The sequence below is a fragment of the Microbispora hainanensis genome (genome assembly GCF_006874475.1).
Taxonomy (GTDB): domain Bacteria; phylum Actinomycetota; class Actinomycetes; order Streptosporangiales; family Streptosporangiaceae; genus Microbispora; species Microbispora hainanensis.
Genome location: NZ_VIRM01000017.1, coordinates 122,698 through 139,573, shown reverse-complemented (window position 1 = coordinate 139,573; position 16,876 = coordinate 122,698). Strand labels below are relative to the sequence as shown.

The window sequence follows — 16,876 nt, the reverse complement described above, 5'->3', positions numbered from 1 at the left end:
GCCAATGAGCGACCCACATGGGCACTCGATAAGTGGGTACATGCCCCAGCTCATGCCATGCAGCGACCAACTGCGGAGAAGGGATAAACCGTCCCGTGTCGTAAGGCGATCCATACACGCGACCATCGTGCCTCGACCGAATGTGGCACTCGCGAACGATCAACCCCTTGCTCATCAGGCAACGACGACGGGGCGGCCGAACCGGCCTTCCGGGCTTTTCACCTGCGTGACTATCCCTCACCGTCCATACGTGTCCAGGTTGTCTGTCACCCGTCGACACGCAGCTCGTCACGCACCACACCCGGGTCTACAGTGATCTCATCCCGACAGACGGTGTCGAGAGGGCGCCCGAGGCATGGCCAAACCGGCGGGAGTACGAGGCGGTAGGCGGGAGGCCCGTACGCGTGATGCACGACCGGCATCCTGAATAGTCCCCGCCGGACCTCTCATGGCAATCCCGCCGAAGGCGGTTTCAAACGTAAGCGAGGTCGTGACACGATCACTCGATTTGGCGCTCTATGTGGCCCGAACAGGAGTGATCTGGGAGTAGGCCCAGGCCAGAGGAGTGGAAGGTGGACGAGCCGGCCTATAGGCCGGGTTCTGTGATCAGCCGTGACGGCTGACCGGCGGCCATCCATCTAGGACCGCCGTTGCCGGCGGCCTCAAGCGGTCTACCCGCGCGGCTCGGGCGGGCAGCCCTCGAACGTCGCGCGCGGGACGTTCCGGAGAACGTCCCTTCTTGACCTTGCTCCGGGTGGGGTTTACCGAGCCGCCCACGTCACCGTGGGCGCTGGTGGTCTCTTACACCACCGTTTCACCCTTACCCCCGAGAGGGGGCGGTCTGTTTTCTGTGGCACTGTCCCGCGGGTCACCCCGGGTCGGCGTTACCGACCACCCTGCCCTGTGGAGCCCGGACCTTCCTCGGCAGGGCCCTGAGGCCCTGACGCGGCCGCCCGGCCGGCTCGTCCACCGTGAACATAAGCCTAGCGGCTCCCGAAACATTCCCCGGACCGGCCGAGGATCATGTGAAGACTCTCTGAATTCTCCCGCCGGACCGCGGCGCAGGACGACACCGGCCCAGGTCGGGGGCGAACGACTCACAGAAACCGCACAGATCCCCTCAGAGGTCGCACAATCCGGTGGGCGAACCTGCGTCCCATGATTGAGTTGCGGCAACTGACCAAGAGGTACGGCGAGGTCGCGGTCGTCGACGGCCTCACCTTCGACGTACGGCCGGGGGTCGTCACCGGGTTCCTCGGGCCGAACGGCGCGGGCAAGACGAGCACGATGCGGATGATCCTCGGGCTCGACCGGCCGACGAGCGGAAGCGCGACGATCGGCGGGCGGCGCTACGCCGACCTGCCCGTACCCCTGCGGGAGGTGGGGGCGCTGCTCGACGCGCAGGCCGCGCACCCGCGCAGGACCGCGTTCGACCATCTGCTCTCCCTCGCGTACGCAAACGGCATCGGACGGCGCCGGGTCGAGGAGGTGCTCGGCATCGTGGGCCTGGCCGACGTGGCGGGCCGCCGCCCTGGCGGGTTCTCCCTGGGGATGAAGCAGCGGCTCGGCATCGCGGTGGCGCTGCTCGGCGATCCCCCGGTGGTGCTGCTCGACGAACCCGTCAACGGGCTGGACCCCGAGGGCATCCGCTGGATCCGCACGCTGACGCGGGGCCTGGCCGCCGAGGGCAGGACCGTCCTGCTGTCCAGCCACCTGATGAGCGAGATGGCCCTCACCGCCGACCACCTCGTCGTCATCGGCCGCGGGCGGCTGATCGCCGACACCGGGCTGGAGGCGTTCGTCCAGTCGGCCGCGCGGCAGGGGGTGCTCGTGCGCACCCCCGACGCGCGGCGGCTCGCCTCGCTGCTCCGCGACTCCGGCGCCGCCGTACGGACGGGCGCCGACGGCGGCCTGATGGTGACCGGGATGTCCGGCGCCGAGGTCGGCGGTCTCGCCGGTGCGCACGGAATCGTCCTGCACGAGCTCACGCCCCGGCGGGCGTCCCTGGAGGACGCCTATCTGGAGCTGACCGGCGACAGCGTCGAGTTCGCCGCGAGCGCCGCCGCATGACCGCGTACGGCGTGCTGCGCTCGGAGTGGGTGAAGTTCCGCAGCATCAGGGCCATGCTCGGCTGCCTGGCCGGGGCCGTGGTCGCCGCCGGATCGTACGGCTACCTGTTCGGCACCGCGGCAGCCCGCGAATACCTCAACGCGTCCGCCGCGGACCGGGCGGCCTTCGACCCCACGGAGACGGCCTTCCGCGCTCTCGTGCTGGTGGGGGTGCTCGTGAGCGCGGTCGGCGTGCTGGCCGTGACCAGCGAGTACGCCGCGGGAACGATGCCGGTCAGCGTCACCGCGGTGCCGAGACGCGGGCTTCTCCTCCTCGGCAAGGGGGCCGTCGTCGCGCTGATCACGCTGCTCGCCGGGCCACCGCTGGCGCTCCTGTCGTTCACGCTCAGCCAGGCGGCGCTGGCGGCGCACGGCGTGCCGAGTGCGGGGCCCGGTGATCCCGGAGTGCCCGGGGCGCTGCTGGGCGCGGGACTGTTCACCGGTCTGATCGGGCTCTACGGCATGGCGCTCGGGTTTCTGCTGCGCAGGTCGGCGGGGGCCGTCTCGCTCGGGACGTTCCTGCTGATCCTGCCCGGCATGGCGAGCCTGTTCCCGAAGCCGGTGGCCGCGTGGATCGTCACCTGGTGGCCGAGCACGGCGGGCGCCCGGATCTTCGCGGTCCATCCCGGCACCGAGCTGCTCACGCCGCTCGCGGGCGCCGGTGTGCTCGCCGCCGCCGTGCTCGCCCTGCTCTGCGCCGCCGTCGCCGTCTTCCGCCGGCGGGACGCGTGACGTGAGACCGCCGATCGCGTGCGAGGGCTCGCCGTCCTGTACGGCGGGCTTAGCGCCGCGTGCCTATTCTTCCGGTGATCGACGGCAGAAGGGAGGCCGGGTGGAGGGGCGGCACCTGCTGGTGGTCGACGACGAACCCGTGGTGCGGGAGCTGCTGGCGGCCACGCTGCGCTTCGCGGGATACGAGGTGACCTCGGCCGCGACGGGGGCGCAGGCCCTGGAGAACGCGCGGGCCACGCCTCCGGACCTCGTGCTCCTCGACGTCATGCTGCCCGACATGGATGGTTTCGAGGTCATCCGCCGCCTCCGGGAGCTGCCCCGCCCGCTGGTCGGCGGCCGTCCCGGTCAGGTGCCGGTGCTGTTCCTGACCGCGCGTGACGCCACGCAGGACAAGATCAACGGCCTGCGTCTGGGCGGCGACGACTACGTCACCAAGCCGTTCGACCTGGAGGAGCTGCTCGCCCGGATCGAGGCCGTGCTCAGGCGGGCCGGAGCCGCCCCCGAGGACCGCACGCTGCGGGTGGCCGACCTCGAACTCGACCCGGAAGGCCATCAGGTGATCCGGGCGGGCACCCCCGTACGGCTGTCGCCGACCGAGTTCCGGCTGCTCCACTATCTGGTGCTCAACGCCGGGCGGGTGGTGTCCAAGGCCCAGATCCTGGAGCACGTCTGGCGCTACGACTTCGCCGGCGACTCCAGCATCGTGGACACGTACGTGAGCTACGTGCGCCGCAAGATCGATACGGCCGGGCCCAAGCTCATCCACACCATGCACGGCGTGGGCTACGTCCTGCGCGGGCCGCGGCCGTGACCACCACGCCGTCCGAGTCAGGCCCCCGATCACGGGGCCTGTCGCTGCGCGGGCGGCTCCTGCTGACCACCATGGCCCTGCTCGCGGCGGGGCTGACCGTCAGCGGCGCGGTCGCGGTCGCCACGCTGCGGGCCCACCTCATCGGGCGCGTGGACCAGCAGCTCACGGCGATGGCGATGGTGCTGTCGCGGCTCCCGGCCCGGCTGACCGCCGTGCCGTCCGAGCGGCTGAGCACGCAAGCACTGAACGCGATGCCGGGCATGGACCTGATCGACGGGGTGTACGTCGCCTATCTGGACGCGGACGGCGGCGTCGAACAGGAGAGCGGCCCGTGGCTGCGGGACGGGCCGCAGGGGCAGGGCCCGGCGCTCCCCCGGCTCGACACCGCCGCGGTCGGGCGGCTGGGCGGACGGCCGTTCGACGCGACCGGCCCCGACGGCAGGTGGCGGGCCGTCGCCGTCCCCGGGCTCACCCCCACGACGGGGACGGCCCCCGCGACAGGCCGGAGCAGCGTCGTCATCGCGGCGTCGCTCGGCGGGGTCAGGTCGACCGTCGGCCGCCTGACGATCGTCTGCGCGGCGACCGCGGCGGCCCTCATGACGTCGCTCGCCGTCATCGGGTGGTTCGCCGTACGGCGGGGGTTGCGGCCCCTGCGGACGATCGAGGAGACCGCGGCGGCCGTCGCCGGGGGCGACCTGTCCCGGCGCGTACCCACACCGGCCGCACCGGGCACCGAGGTCGGCCGGCTGGCCGCGGCCCTGAACGTCATGCTCGGCCAGTTGGAGGCGGCCTTCGCCGCGCGGGAACGGGCGCAGGCCCGGATGCGCCGCTTCGTCGCGGACGTCAGCCACGAGCTGCGCACCCCGCTCTTCGGCATCAAAGGGTTCGCCGAACTGCACCGGATGGGCGGGCTGCCCGAGGCCGACGTCACCCTCGACCGCATCGAGAGCGAGGCGGGACGCCTGGTGCGGCTCGTGGAGGACCTGCTCCTGCTGGCCCGCCTCGACGAGGGCGAGAAGGCCCTGCCCATGGATCTCGCGCCCATGGACCTGCGTACGCTCGCCGCCGACGCCCACAACGACCTGCGCGCGCTCGACCCCGGACGGGAGGTCACGCTGACCGGGCCGGACGGCGGACCGCCGGGCGAGGCGCCGGTCCTGGGCGACGAGGCGCGGCTGCGGCAGGTGGTCTCCAACCTGGTGGGCAACGCCGTCGCCCACACCCCGCCGGGCACGCCGGTGCGGATCGGCGTCGGCACGGACGGCCAGGACGGTGTCCTCGTGATCGCCGACGAGGGGCCGGGGATGCCCGCGGACGAGGCCGCCCGGGTGTTCGACCGCTTCTATCGGGTGGACGGCTCACGCAGCCGCAGCGGCTCCGGAGGCGCCGGGCTGGGGCTGGCCATCGTCCGGTCGATCGTCACCGCGCACGGAGGCCGGGTGGAGCTGCGGACGCGGCCCGGCGCCGGAGCCGCCTTCCGCGTCGTCCTGCCCCTCGAAGGACTTCCCCATGAAGGACTTCCCGATGGAGGACTTCCCGATGAAGGACTTCCCGATGAAGGACTTCCCGATGAAGGACTTGCCCGCCGCCCGCCCGGCTAGCTTCGGGTGACGTCCTTGACGAACACGATCCCGTCGTACGCGGGGAGGTGGGCCGGGTCCAGCGGGGCGTAGCCGAACCAGGGGGACACACGGGAGGCGGGCCGCGCGTCACCGAGGGCGGCGGCCAGGCGGCGGGCGTCGACGAGGGAGCGGTCCTCGGGGAGCGTGGAGAGGAGCCCTTCGATGGTGTCCGGGGGCGGGGCGTCCACTCCCTGGTGCCGGATCGTGCCGAGGGCCGTGGCCAGGAAGGCGAACTCCTCGCCCAGGTGGGCGCTCACGATCGCGCCCGAGCTCCACCACTCGAACGGCAGGTCGCCCATCCGCATCGAGCTCTTGTTCCGCTGGAAGTGCGCGTTGTGGGCGTGGACCAGCGCCGGGCCCCGCTCGGCGACGGCGAGCATGTTGGCGGCGATCATCGAGCTCCGCAGGCCCAGCAGCCGTGGCATGCGGCCCGGCGAGGTGTCGGCCATCCAGTGGTGGTAGCGGAGCAGGCCGGTGGCGGCGCGCCCGTACAGGCGTGCCCGCTCCCAGTCGTCCCGGGATGCCCGCGCGATCAGCTGCGGCGTCTCCGCGTCGAGCAGCGCGACGAGATCGCCGGCGAGCAGCCGAAGCCTCCCGGCCTCGGCCGACTGCCCCACGGACTGGGACGGGTCCATCATGGTGGCGGGATTGGCCCAGCGGTCGTCGGAGCCGAGCAGGCGGTCGAGGGTCTCCGCGTCGCACGGGAGCAGGTCCGCGTCCACCCTGGCCGCGAGATAGCCGTGGAGAGCGGTGAGGGCCTGCCGCGGGCTCGCGGCGTGGCTGATCTCCAGCGGACCGTCGAGACCGGCGAAGCGCAGCCGCTCGGACGCGGGCCTGCTCTCGTTGTACGCGCGCATCCAGCGGACGAGCTCCCGGTTGGCCGCGGACGCGCCCCACCCGTGGCTGAAGCCGCGTTCCATGACCTCGTCGAGGCTGCCCGTGCCCGAGGTGACGTAGTCGTCCACGACCAGGCCCATGAGGCAGTCGCTTTCGATGCCGATCGTCCGGTAGCCCTCCTGCTCGACGAGCTGCCGGAAGAGCTCGTTGCGTACGTCGAGCAGGAGGTCTTCGCCATGAGTGGGCTCGCCCAGGGCGAGCAGCCGCGGCCGGCCGGGAAGCAGCCTCATGACTGAGGCGGCCTCGACGGCCTGGACGGCGTCCTTGAAGCCGATATCCATACCTTCAACGGTATCGTTGAACATTCGAGTGAAGACTTATCCGGCGAATCGCCAGGGTTCTCGGGAGAAAACCCTCAACTGACGGGTTCAAGCAGCCTCGCGTACGGCGACGCTCGCCCGGGCCGGAAAACGCCGACGCCGCGGGGGCACGGCCAAGCGTGCGATCCCGCGGCGGTTCGTCCCTTGAGGGGGACGGCGTCAGGTGAGGTGGGCGGTGTCGTTAAGCGCCCGTACGACGGCCGGGCCGTCGGCGTAGTAGTCGATCGCCGACAGGCAGGCCAGGTCGAGGTGCATGCGATAGAGGGCCTCCGGCGGAGCGCCCAGCGCGAAGCGGACCAGCATCTTGATCGGGGTCACGTGCGAGACCACGACGACGCTGCGGCCTTCGTGGGCCTTCACGATGCGGTCCCTCGCCTGCTCGACCCTCCGTGCGGTCGACGAGAAGCTCTCCCCGCCGGGCGGCGCCGCGTCGGGGTCGGCCAGCCAGGCCGCCAGTTCGCGGGGCCAGCGCTGCTGGATCTCCGCGAACGTGTGCCCCTCCCAGTCGCCGAAGTCGGTCTCGCGGAGGTCGTCGTCGACCAGCACCGTCAGGCCCGTACGGGCGGCGACCGCCTCCGCCGTCTGCCGGGCGCGCGTGAGCGGGGAGGTGACGATCACCTCGACCTCGTACGGCTGCCGCGACAGGCGCAGGGCGGCGGCCTCGGCCTGCGCGAGGCCGGTGGGGGTGAGCGACGGGTCGCCGAGCCCGGAGAACCGCTTCTCCACCGACAGCGGCGTCTGCCCGTGCCTGAGCAGGAGCAGGGACGTGGCGGCACGTGTGGCGCGCGGCATCCATCCGTGCCCGCGCCTGTCGTGGGGCGTGGCGGTCCCGGCCGCCGTGCCCGCGTCTCCGTCGGCGGTCCGCACACCGGCCGCGCCGGAGGTCCCCGCGGGCCCGTCGGCACCGGCCAAAGCGCCGGACGAAGCAGAGCCGGCCGAAGCAGAGCCGGCCGAAGCAGGCGCGGCCGAAGCAGAACCGGGCGGAGCAGGCGCGGCGGGAGCGGAGGCGCCCGGAGCCGGCGCGGCGGGCGCAGGGGCGGCAGGACCAGAAGCGGCCGAACCAGGGGCGGCAGCACCAGAAGGAGCGGAGGGCGCGTCGAACAGCGTGGGCGGGTCGGTGTTGGGCGGCTCGGCGCCGGGCTCGACGGCCGGGACGGGCTCCGGCGCCGAGGTGATCTCGCTCGCCTGCCAGGTCTCCCCGCGGGCCGCCGCGTCCATCGCCTCGTTGGCGAGCCGGTCGGCGTGGCTGTTGCGCTCGCGCGGAATCCATGTCCAGGTCACCCGGAACCGCCGGGCCAGGGCCGCCGCCTCCAGGGCGAGCGGCCGCAGGCCCTCGTGCTTGACCTTCCACCGGCCGGCCATCTGCTCGATGACCAGCTTGGAGTCCATCCGCACCTCGACCTGCGCGCCCTCGGCGCCGAGCGCGAGCAGCGCCCGGAGCCCGGCGATCAGGCCGCGATATTCGGCCACGTTGTTGGTCGCGGTGCCGATCGACTCGGCCACCTCGGCGAGCACCCGCCCGGCGTCGTCCTTGACCACCGCGCCATACCCGGCCGGGCCCGGGTTGCCCCGCGACCCGCCGTCGGCCTCGACGACGAAGCCCCCCGTGGCGCCCATCGCCGCCGTCACAGACCCGACTCGGCCGTACGCACCAGGATCCGGCGGCACTCCTCGCAGCGGACCACCTCGTCGTGCGCGGCGGCCCGGATCCGGTTGAGGTCGGCGATCGACAGGCTCGTGCGGCAGCCGAGGCAGCGGCCGCCGTGCAGCATGGCGGCGCCGACGCCGCTCTGCTCGCGCATCTTCTCGTACAGCCCGAGCAGGTCGGAGGGGACGTCGGCGGTGATCGCGGACCGGCCGGAGGTCAGATCCCCGGCCTCCTTGTCGATCTGGGCGAACGCCGCGTCCCTGCGGTCCTCGGCGGCGCGCAGCGTGCCGGTCACCTCTTCACGCTCTGCCTTGAGCGTGGTGACCCGGGCGTCGGCCGCCTCCCGGCGCTCCATGATCTCCAGCACGACCTCCTCCAGGTCCGACTGCCTGCGCCGCAGCGAGACGAGCTCGGACTGGAGGCTCGCCAGATCCTTGGGCGAGGAGACCTGCCCGGAGTCGAGGCGCTTCTGGTCGCGCTCGACCCGGACGCGTACGGCGTCCACGTCCGACTCGGCCTTGGCCTGGTCGCGGGCGAGGTCGCCGGCCTCGGTCTCGGCGGCGATGATCTGCGTGGAGACCTGGGCCAGCCTCTTGGACAGCTCGTCGATCTCGGCGAGCTCCGGCAGGCTGCGCCGGCGGTGCCGCAACCGGTCGAGTCCGGTGTCGAGCTCAGCGAGATCGAGCAGACGCTTCTGTGCTTCAGGTGCGGCCTTCATCCCAAATCCCTCAAGATGCTCGGGGGTCCAAGTCGGTGGTCGTCGCCGTCCAGGCGTCCGTGACGGCGTCCGAGACGCGCGCCTCAACAGTAATGCCCCTGGCCGCCAACGCTGACGTCAGCCGCCGGGCGGCGTCCGCCAGCCACGGCCATTCGGTGGCCCAGTGGGAGGCGTCGACGAGCGCCGGCCCGTCCGCCTCCATGTGCTCGCTCGCCGGATGGTGCCGCAGATCGGCCGTGAGGAAGACGTCCACGCCCGCGGCCCTGGCCGTGCCCAGCAGGGAGTCGCCCGCGCCGCCGCAGACGGCGACGGTCCGCACCGGCCTGCCGGGATCCCCCGCGACCCGCAGCGGCCCCGCCGTACGGGGCAGGCCCGAGGCGGCCAGCGCCGCGAACTCCCGCAGCGGCATCGGGGCGGGCAGGTCCCCGATCCGGCCGAGCCCGCGCCGCGGGTCGGCAGCGGAGGGCTGGAGGGGCCGCAGGTCCCCGGTCAGGCCGACGGCCCGCGCGAGCGCGTCGGAGACCCCCGGGTCGGCGACGTCGGCGTTGGTGTGCGCGGCGTAGAGCGCGGCGCCGCCGCGGATGAGCCGGTGCACGACCCGGCCCTTGAAGGTGGTGGCGGCGACGCTCGTGGTGCCGCGCAGATAGAGCGGGTGGTGGGTCACGACGAGGTCGGCCCCCCAGCCGAGGGCCTCGTCCACGACCACGGCGACCGGGTCGACCGCGAACAGGACCTTCCGTACGGCCTGCTCCGGGTCGCCGCAGATGAGGCCCACCGCGTCCCAGGACTCGGCCCACGAGGGGTCGTACAGCGCCTCCAGGCACTCGACGACCTCGGCGAGGGTGCAGGAGATCGATTCCACCCGCGCACACTACAGCCTGCTGGCGGAACGATCCGGGAAGAGTAACGTCCCCATTGACCCCGCCGTCAGGAAGGATTCCCCGCGTGCCCGTCGACACCGTGCCCGTTGACCAGCAGAGCCTGCACGTCAGGTCCGTGGTCGCCGACACCCACAACGACCTGCTCATGGCCGTCTCCGCCCGGCCGCCCGCCGTATGGGCCTCGTTCTTCCGCGAGCAGTGGCTTCCCCAGCTCGTCGAGGGCGGGGTCGACGTGCAGGTGCTGCCCGTGTTCGTGGAGAGCCAGTTCCGCCCGGAGGGCGCGCTGCGCCAGACGCTGCGGATGATCGAGTGCGCCCACGTGCTGGCCGAGGGCAACCCCGACGCCGTGGCGCTGTGCCACGACGGGCAGCAGATCGACGAGGCCCTCGCCCTCGGCAGGATCGCCCTGGTGCTGGCACTGGAGAGCATGCCGGGGATCGACGAGAGCGTCGAGCTGATCCCGACCCTGCACCGCCTCGGGGTCCGCGTCGCCTCGATCGCCCACTGGGGCCGTACGGCTCTCGCCGACGGCAGCGGCCAGGACGGCACCGGTTCCAGGCTCACCAGCCACGGCGTCGAGGCGCTGCGCGAGATGGAGCGGCTCGGCATGCTCTTCGACATCTCGCACCTCGGCGCCACGGGCGTCGCGCACGTGCTGGAGATCGCGACCCGGCCCGTCATCGCGACGCACTCCTCCGCGCGCGCCCTGCGCGACCATCACAGGAACCTCACCGACGAGCAGCTCAGGGGCGTCGCCGCGGGCGGCGGCGTCGTCTGCGTGAACTTCCTCGCCGCCTTCCTCACCGAGGACGCCCGCTCGGCCACGGTCGACCATCTCGTGGACCACATCGAGCACATCGCGGGCGTCGCCGGCATCGACCACGTCGGTCTCGGCCCCGACTTCGTGCGCGAGGTGTACGCCGACCTCACCCCGCCGTGCTGCGAGGGCTTCAGCTACTCGGGCATCGACTCGGGGGCCGCCATCCCCGGCCTGGAGGGCCCGCGCGGCCTTCCGCTGGTGACCGACGCGCTGGTCAAGCGGGGTTTCTCCGAGGAGGAGATCCAGAAGATCCTGGGCGCCAACGTGATGCGCCTGTTCCGCGCCGAGCTGGGCCGCCCCGCTCACGACAGGCCCGCTCACGACAGGCCCGCTCACGACAGGCCCGCTCACGACAGGCCCGCTCACGACAGGGCGTCTCGCGAAGTGCCGGCTGACGACCGGCCGGTTGACGACCGGCCCGCCCGGGAACGACCCGAGCCGGAACGGCCGCGACCGTGAACCTGGAGGCCATGCTGGCCGACCTTGAGGAGCTGGTGCTCTGCGAGTCCTACTCCACCGACCACGAGGCGGTGGCGCGCAGCGCCCGCGTCGTGGGGGCGCTGGGCCGCAGGCTGCTGGAGGCCGAGCCGGAGATCCTCGTCATCGACGGGGTCACCCATCTGCGCTGGTCGTTCGGCCCGCCGCGGGTCCTGCTGCTGGGCCACCACGACACGGTCTGGCCGATGGGCACGCTGCGCGAGCATCCGTGGTCGGTGCGGGACGGGGTGGCGCGGGGACCGGGCGTGTTCGACATGAAGGCCGGTCTCGTGCAGCTCTTCCACGCGGTCGCCTCGCTGCCGTCCCCCGACGGGCTGACCCTGCTCGTCGTCGGGGACGAGGAGCTCGGCTCGCCGACCTCCCGCCCGCTGATCGAGTCGATCGCGTCGCGGTGCGCCGCCGCGTTCGTGCTGGAGGCCAGCGCGGACGGCGGCGCGCTGAAGACGGCGCGCAAGGGCATCTCGCGCTACGAGCTGACCGTGCACGGCCGTGCCGCGCACGCCGGTCTCGAACCCGAGCTGGGGGCCAACGCCGGCGTCGAGCTGGCCCACCAGGTGCTGGCCATCGCGGGCATCGCGGCCCGGGTCGACTCGTCGTCCAGGGCGGGGGCGACGTCGGTGACCCCCACCATGCTGACGGCGGGGACGAGCACCAACACGGTGCCGGCCCGGGGCCGGGTGGCGGTCGACGTCCGCGTGCCCGACCGGGCGGCGCAGCTCCGGGTGGACGAGCTGATGCGCGAGCTGACCCCGCGCACCCCCGGCGTCCGGCTGGAGCTGCGCGGCGGGCCGAACCGCCCGCCCCTCGACCCCGCCGCCTCCGCCGGGCTCTTCGAGGTCGCCGTACGGCTCGCCGCCGAGATGGGCATGGAGCCGCTGCGCGGGGCGTCGGTCGGCGGCGGCTCGGACGGCAACTTCACCGCGGGCGTCGGCTGTCCGACGCTCGACGGCCTCGGCGCGGTGGGAGGCGGTGCGCACGCCGCCGACGAGCACGTCCTGGTCGCCGAGATGCCGGCCCGCGCCCGCCTGGTCGCGGCGCTGGCCGGGTATGCGCTGTCGGGCGGGCCGATCAAGGGCGCCGATACCGCCCGGCGGGACATGAGGCCGCAGGACGTAGAGCCGCGAGACCTGAGACCGACCGCCGGGGGGACCGTGTGAACCCGTGCGACCCCGTCGCCGCGTGGGATCAGGCGGCCCGAGCGGCGGGGCGGCGCGGCCTGCGGGTCGCCGAGCTGCGCACGATCGCCGAGTTCGAGCGGGTGGTGCGGCTGTTCGACGGCATCTGGCATCCGGAGCCGTGGAACCCGCCGATCACGGCGGAGCTGATGCGGGCGCTGTCGCACGCGGGCGGGTACGTCGCCGGAGCGTTCGAGGGGCGGGAACTCGTCGGGGCCGCCGTCGCCTTCCTCGCCGCGCCGGCGGGGCAGGCGCTGCACTCCCACGTGACCGGCGCCGTGCGGCCCGGCGCCGGGTTCGCGCTCAAGCTGCATCAGCGGGCCTGGGCCCTGGAGCGCGGGCTGAGCCGGATCACCTGGACCTTCGATCCCCTCGTGCGCCGCAACGCCCACTTCAATCTGGCGAAGCTGGCCGCCCTGCCGGAGGAGTACCTGCCCGACTTCTACGGCTCGATGGGCGACGCGGTCAACGCCGGAGACGAGTCCGACCGGGTCCTCGTGGTGTGGCGGCCGGCCGATCCGCGGGTGGTGCGGGCGTGCGACGGCCTGCCGCACCGGCCCGCCGGCGCGGACGACGCGGTGGCCGTGCTCGCCGATCGGGACGGGCTGCCCGTGGCCCTGCCCGCGGACGGCCCGGCCGTGCTCGTCGCCGTGCCCGCCGACGTGGAGACCCTGCGCCGCACCGCCCCGGAGACGGCCAAGGCATGGCGGCACGCCGTACGCGACGTGCTGGGCGGGCTGATGGCGCGGGGCCGTGCGGTGACGGGCTTCGCCGGCGGCTGCTACGTCGTCGAGCGGCGCTCCCCCGCCCCCGAGTGACGGGCAGGGTGAGACGGGCAGGGTGAGACGGGCAGGGTGAGACGGGTGACGCCGGCCTGGCGCTGCGTGAGGGGCCGGACTGGGTAGGGATCGGATCGGGCAGCGGCGTCCCGGCTACGGCGGCGATCACCGGCAGAGGTAACGTGCCAGGTGAGCCGGGTAGGGACGCCGGGCGGCGGCCACGAGGCATTATTGATCATCTGATTACCGGGGGGAATCAGATGAGCAGGTGGCGTGGATCCTCGGTGCGGATCCGCTTGACGGTGCTGGCGAGCGCGGTGATGGCGCTGCTGTGCTCCGTCGCCGTGCTGCTGGTCCTTGGCGTGCTGCACGGCACCGCCGAGCGCTACCAGATCGACGAGATCACCACCAACGCGGTACGCCTCGCCTACCAGGCGAAACGCGACCGGCTGCCTCCGGTGCTGCTCGACCCTGGGGTGGCCGGCGTGCAGGTGATCGACCAGACCGGCAAGATCGTCGCTGTCAGCGACACTCTGGTCGGCCGCCCGCGCATGGCCGCGTTCCGGCCGGAGCTGACGACCCCGGAGACGAGCAAGGTGATGTGCGACTCCCCGGCGTTCCCGGGCCGGTGCATGGACATCGTCGCGTTCCGCTTCCACAACGACGGCGGGCTGTGGACGATCTACGCGGCCGACGACACCGTGCCGTGGTACGTCAGCGGACCGTTGCTGGCGGCGCTGCTCGGCGGTTCGCTCCTGCTGGTCGCGCTCACCGCGCTCGGCACGTACCAGACCGTGCGGAAGGCGCTCATGCCGGTGGAGGCGATCACGAGCAAGCTGGTCAGGATCACCGCGACCGACCTGAGCCAGCGCGTGCCGGTGCCGAAATATCACGACGAGATCCGGCGGCTCGCCGAGACCGCCAACCAGACCCTGGACCGGGCGGAGGCGGCCGTCGAGCGGCAGCGGCGCTTCGCCTCCGACGCCTCTCACGACCTGCGCAGCCCGCTGACCGCGATGCGTACGGAGATCGAGGAGGCGTTGCTGCACAGCGAGGACGCGGACTGGACGGCCACCGGGCATGCCCTGCTGGTCAGTTGCGACCGCCTGCAGGCGCTCGTGACCGACCTGCTCCAGCTCGCCCGGCTCGACTCCGGCGCGCCGCCCCCCTGTGAGCCCGTCGACCTCGGCGGCCTCGTCGCCCGTGAGCTCGACCGCAGGTCGCGCAAGGTGGAGGTGCTGCGGCACCTGGCGGCCGGCGTGGTCGTCATCGGCGACCGGCTGGCCCTGGCGCGCCTGCTCAACAACCTCCTCGACAACGCCGAGCGGCACGCGGTGTCCCGGATCACGGTGACCGTGCGGCGGGAGGACGGCAAGGGCGTGCTGCAGGTGCTCGACGACGGCGCGGGCATCCCGCCCGACCAGCGGGAGCTGGTCTTCCAGCGCTTCACCCGGCTCGACGCCGCCCGCACGAAGGACGCCGGCGGCACCGGCCTCGGGCTGTCCATCGCCCGTCAGATCGCCCAGGCGCACAGGGGGACGCTCACGATCGAGGACAGCGACCAAGGCGCCCGCTTCGTGCTGCGGATCCCGCTCGCCCCCGGACACTGACGGGACGCCCGCATCCCCACGGCGGCGTCCCCACGGCGGCGTCCCCACGGCGGCGTCCCCACGGCGGCGTTGCTCAGGCGGCCACCGTTCCGCGCCACCGCGCCGGGCCCGTCGCAAGGTCGTTGAATGCGCGGATGGCCGCCGTCTCCCGCAAGCGCAGCCAGGCCAGGCCGAGCGTCGAGGGCGGCAGGCCGGTGACCGGCACGAACGCGAGGTCCGGCCGCCGGTGGTGCTCCGCACTCGGCTGACAGAGCAGCATGCCGCCGCGGTTCAACGCCACCTGGGTCAGGCCCTCCTGTGTGGTGGCCACCGTCGCGGCCTTGGGAATCGGCCGGCCGGAAGGGGTGAAGGAGGGCGCGACGTGCTCCCGCCAGCGCCGCGGCGCGGGCTCGTCCAGGCCGATCAGCGCGAGTGAGGCCAGCTCCTCGGCGTCGATGCTCTTCCGCAGTGCCAGCGGATGCCGCACCGAGAGCCCCAGCTCGACCGGGCAGCGGTTCAGCTCGGCCCCGCTCACCAGGTCCGGCTCCTCCAGCGGCAGCAATGTGAACGCGATGTCCACACGCCCCTCACGCAACTTGCCGAAGGGGTCAGAAAGAGGCACCTCGATCAGCTCCACCGCGCAGCCGGGATACGTCCGCTCGAACACGGCCACGCTCTGGGTGACGATTGCCGTGGGCGTGGCCAGGAACCCGACCCGCAGCACGCCCTCCACCGCCCGGGCCGAGGCCGTCGCACGCGCCACCGCCTCCGCCAGCCCCTCGTAGGCGGGACGCAGGTCGGCGAGGAAACGCTCGCCCAGGGGGGTCAGGCACACCCGCCTGCTCGTACGGTCGAACAACCGGCCGCCGATCCTGCCTTCCAGCGACCCGATGAGCTGGCTCACCCGCCCAGGAGACAGGTACAGCCGCTCGGCGGTACGGGCGAAATGCAGCTCCTCGCTGAGCACGATGAAGCACTCCAGCTCCCTGAACTCCATCTCGCTCCTCCTCGATCGCTTAGCTCACCTAAACCAAGCCTCCGAACCTCGTCATTGTTCCGGGAAAGGCCGATCACGAGGCTGAGGAACATGACCGTAAACGTCGTCTCTCCCGTGATCCAGGCACGTTGGGCGGCCGTCGCCACCGTCGCCATGGGCACCTTCACCGTCGTCACCAGTGAGATGCTGCCCGTCGGGCTGCTGACCTCGATCGCCTCCGCCTTGAACGTCTCCGACGGCACCGCCGGGCTGATGGTCTCCCTTCCCGGACTGGTCGCCGCCGTCTCCGCCCCCCTTATCGCCCTGACCACCCGCCGCCTCGACCGGCGAGTCCCGCTGCTCGGCCTGATGGCGCTGCTGGCGGTGGCCAATCTGGCGGGCGCGCTCGCTCCCGGCCTCCCCGTCATGCTGGCCGCCCGGGTGCTGACCGGCGTGAGCATCGGCGGCTTCTGGGCCTTCGCCGCCGGTCTGGGCACACGCCTGGTGCCCGAGGAGGCGGTCGGCAGGGCAACCTCGGTCATCCTGGGCGGGGTGTCGGTGGCGTCGGTGCTCGGCGTCCCCGCGGCGACGCTGGTCGCCTCGTACGCGGGGTGGCGCACGGCGTTCGCGGCCCTGGGCGTTCTGGCGTTGATCCTGCTGGCGGTGCTGGCCGCGGTGCTGCCGCCGATGCCCGCCGAGGAGGGTGGAGACGGCTTCCGCGGCGCGCTGTCGGGACCGCTCAAGGTGGTTCTGGTCACCACCGTGCTGATCATCACCGGGCACTTCGCCGCCTACACCTATATCCGGCCCTTCCTGGAGCAGGCCGCGCACGCCGGTCCCGGGCTCGTCAGCACCGCGCTGCTCGTCTACGGTGCGGCCGCGGTGGCCGGCAACTTCGTCGCGGGCGCGCGAGCGGCCAGGAACCCGAAGCGGGTGCTGATCACGCGGGCCGTGCTGATCGCCGTGGCCACCGCCGCGCTCGCGCTGACCGGCCTGCCTCTGGTCATGCTGGTCGTGTGGGGCCTCGGGTACGGCGGCGTGGGCGTCGCCCTGCAGCTATGGATCATGAGGACGGGCGGCGGCGAGCTGGGCACGGCGCTGTTCGTCGGCGCGTTCAACGTCTCCGTCGCGCTCGGCTCGCTCGCCGGCGGGCGGGTCGTGGACGGCCTCTCGATCTCGGGGGTGATGTGGCTGGGAGCGGTCCTGGCCGCGCTCACCGCCGTATTCGCCGGCGTCTGGGGCAGGAGCAGTACGACCGCTTCATGAACGCCTCGCAACCGCCCCCTCTCAAGGGTGACGCCT

At 72.9% G+C, this 16,876-nt stretch carries 14 protein-coding genes and 1 other RNA gene; 9 read left to right on the top strand and 6 right to left on the bottom strand.

Annotated elements, in window-relative coordinates; genetic code table 11:
- Nucleotides 1-573 precede the first annotated feature (573 nt).
- Nucleotides 574-965: RNase P RNA component class A (rnpB, locus tag FLX08_RS16400), an RNA gene on the bottom strand.
- Nucleotides 966-1,158: 193 nt separating this feature from the next.
- Between rnpB and FLX08_RS16395 the strand changes: the two genes are divergently transcribed.
- The 4 genes from FLX08_RS16395 (at nt 1,159) to FLX08_RS16380 (ending at nt 5,252) form a co-directional block, all read left to right on the top strand.
- Complete coding sequence (locus tag FLX08_RS16395; RefSeq protein WP_142619709.1) at nt 1,159-2,070, top strand: ATP-binding cassette domain-containing protein; 912 nt, start codon at nt 1,159-1,161, stop codon at nt 2,068-2,070.
- Nucleotides 2,067-2,840 carry a hypothetical protein gene (locus FLX08_RS16390; RefSeq protein WP_142619708.1) on the top strand — a complete coding sequence of 258 codons (774 nt, stop codon included), beginning with the start codon at nt 2,067-2,069 and terminating at the stop codon, nt 2,838-2,840. The genes FLX08_RS16395 and FLX08_RS16390 overlap by 4 nt, the downstream gene beginning before the upstream one ends.
- A gap of 100 nt (nt 2,841-2,940) precedes the next feature.
- Nucleotides 2,941-3,651: a response regulator transcription factor gene (locus tag FLX08_RS16385; RefSeq protein ID WP_142619707.1), complete on the top strand. Its 711-nt coding sequence runs from the start codon at nt 2,941-2,943 to the stop codon at nt 3,649-3,651.
- Nucleotides 3,648-5,252 (top strand): sensor histidine kinase, encoded by a 1,605-nt coding sequence (locus tag FLX08_RS16380; protein ID WP_208761499.1) that lies wholly within the window; start codon nt 3,648-3,650, stop codon nt 5,250-5,252. The genes FLX08_RS16385 and FLX08_RS16380 overlap by 4 nt, the downstream gene beginning before the upstream one ends.
- Here the strand turns inward: FLX08_RS16380 and FLX08_RS16375 are convergent.
- The 4 genes from FLX08_RS16375 to FLX08_RS16360 all read right to left on the bottom strand — a co-directional run bounded on the left by FLX08_RS16375 (nt 5,249) and on the right by FLX08_RS16360 (nt 9,718).
- The gene (locus FLX08_RS16375) at nt 5,249-6,451 is read right to left on the bottom strand and encodes an erythromycin esterase family protein (RefSeq protein WP_142619706.1); all 1,203 of its coding nucleotides are present in this window, start codon (nt 6,449-6,451) and stop codon (nt 5,249-5,251) included. The two genes, FLX08_RS16380 and FLX08_RS16375, sit on opposite strands and share 4 nt — an antisense overlap.
- A 198-nt stretch (nt 6,452-6,649) precedes the next feature.
- Complete coding sequence (locus FLX08_RS16370; protein WP_142619726.1) at nt 6,650-8,107, bottom strand: bifunctional RNase H/acid phosphatase; 1,458 nt, start codon at nt 8,105-8,107, stop codon at nt 6,650-6,652.
- Nucleotides 8,108-8,115: 8 nt separating this feature from the next.
- Nucleotides 8,116-8,856 carry a zinc ribbon domain-containing protein gene (locus FLX08_RS16365; RefSeq protein WP_142619705.1) on the bottom strand — a complete coding sequence of 247 codons (741 nt, stop codon included), beginning with the start codon at nt 8,854-8,856 and terminating at the stop codon, nt 8,116-8,118.
- A gap of 10 nt (nt 8,857-8,866) precedes the next feature.
- Entirely contained in the window at nt 8,867-9,718 is an 852-nt protein-coding gene (locus tag FLX08_RS16360; RefSeq protein ID WP_142619704.1) for a Nif3-like dinuclear metal center hexameric protein, read from the bottom strand.
- Between the two features lie 83 nt (nt 9,719-9,801).
- Between FLX08_RS16360 and FLX08_RS16355 the strand changes: the two genes are divergently transcribed.
- From FLX08_RS16355 to FLX08_RS16340, 4 genes are all read left to right on the top strand, one after another.
- On the top strand, nt 9,802-11,016 hold the full coding sequence (locus tag FLX08_RS16355) for a dipeptidase (RefSeq protein WP_244312687.1): 1,215 nt from the start codon (nt 9,802-9,804) through the stop codon (nt 11,014-11,016).
- Nucleotides 11,013-12,212, top strand: coding sequence for a M20/M25/M40 family metallo-hydrolase (locus FLX08_RS16350; RefSeq protein WP_208761497.1), 1,200 nt, complete (start codon nt 11,013-11,015; stop codon nt 12,210-12,212). Before FLX08_RS16355 ends, FLX08_RS16350 begins: the two co-directional genes overlap by 4 nt.
- Nucleotides 12,209-13,048 (top strand): GNAT family N-acetyltransferase, encoded by an 840-nt coding sequence (locus FLX08_RS16345; RefSeq protein WP_142619703.1) that lies wholly within the window; start codon nt 12,209-12,211, stop codon nt 13,046-13,048. The genes FLX08_RS16350 and FLX08_RS16345 overlap by 4 nt, the downstream gene beginning before the upstream one ends.
- Before the next feature lie 245 nt (nt 13,049-13,293).
- Nucleotides 13,294-14,619: a HAMP domain-containing sensor histidine kinase gene (locus tag FLX08_RS16340; protein ID WP_244312686.1), complete on the top strand. Its 1,326-nt coding sequence runs from the start codon at nt 13,294-13,296 to the stop codon at nt 14,617-14,619.
- Between the two features lie 73 nt (nt 14,620-14,692).
- Here the strand turns inward: FLX08_RS16340 and FLX08_RS16335 are convergent, their stop codons facing one another.
- Nucleotides 14,693-15,595 (bottom strand): LysR family transcriptional regulator, encoded by a 903-nt coding sequence (locus tag FLX08_RS16335; protein ID WP_142619702.1) that lies wholly within the window; start codon nt 15,593-15,595, stop codon nt 14,693-14,695.
- Nucleotides 15,596-15,685: 90 nt separating this feature from the next.
- On the opposite strand from FLX08_RS16335, the gene FLX08_RS16330 reads away from it, so the two are divergent.
- Nucleotides 15,686-16,840, top strand: coding sequence for an MFS transporter (locus FLX08_RS16330; protein WP_142619701.1), 1,155 nt, complete (start codon nt 15,686-15,688; stop codon nt 16,838-16,840).
- Nucleotides 16,841-16,876: the final 36 nt, after the last annotated feature.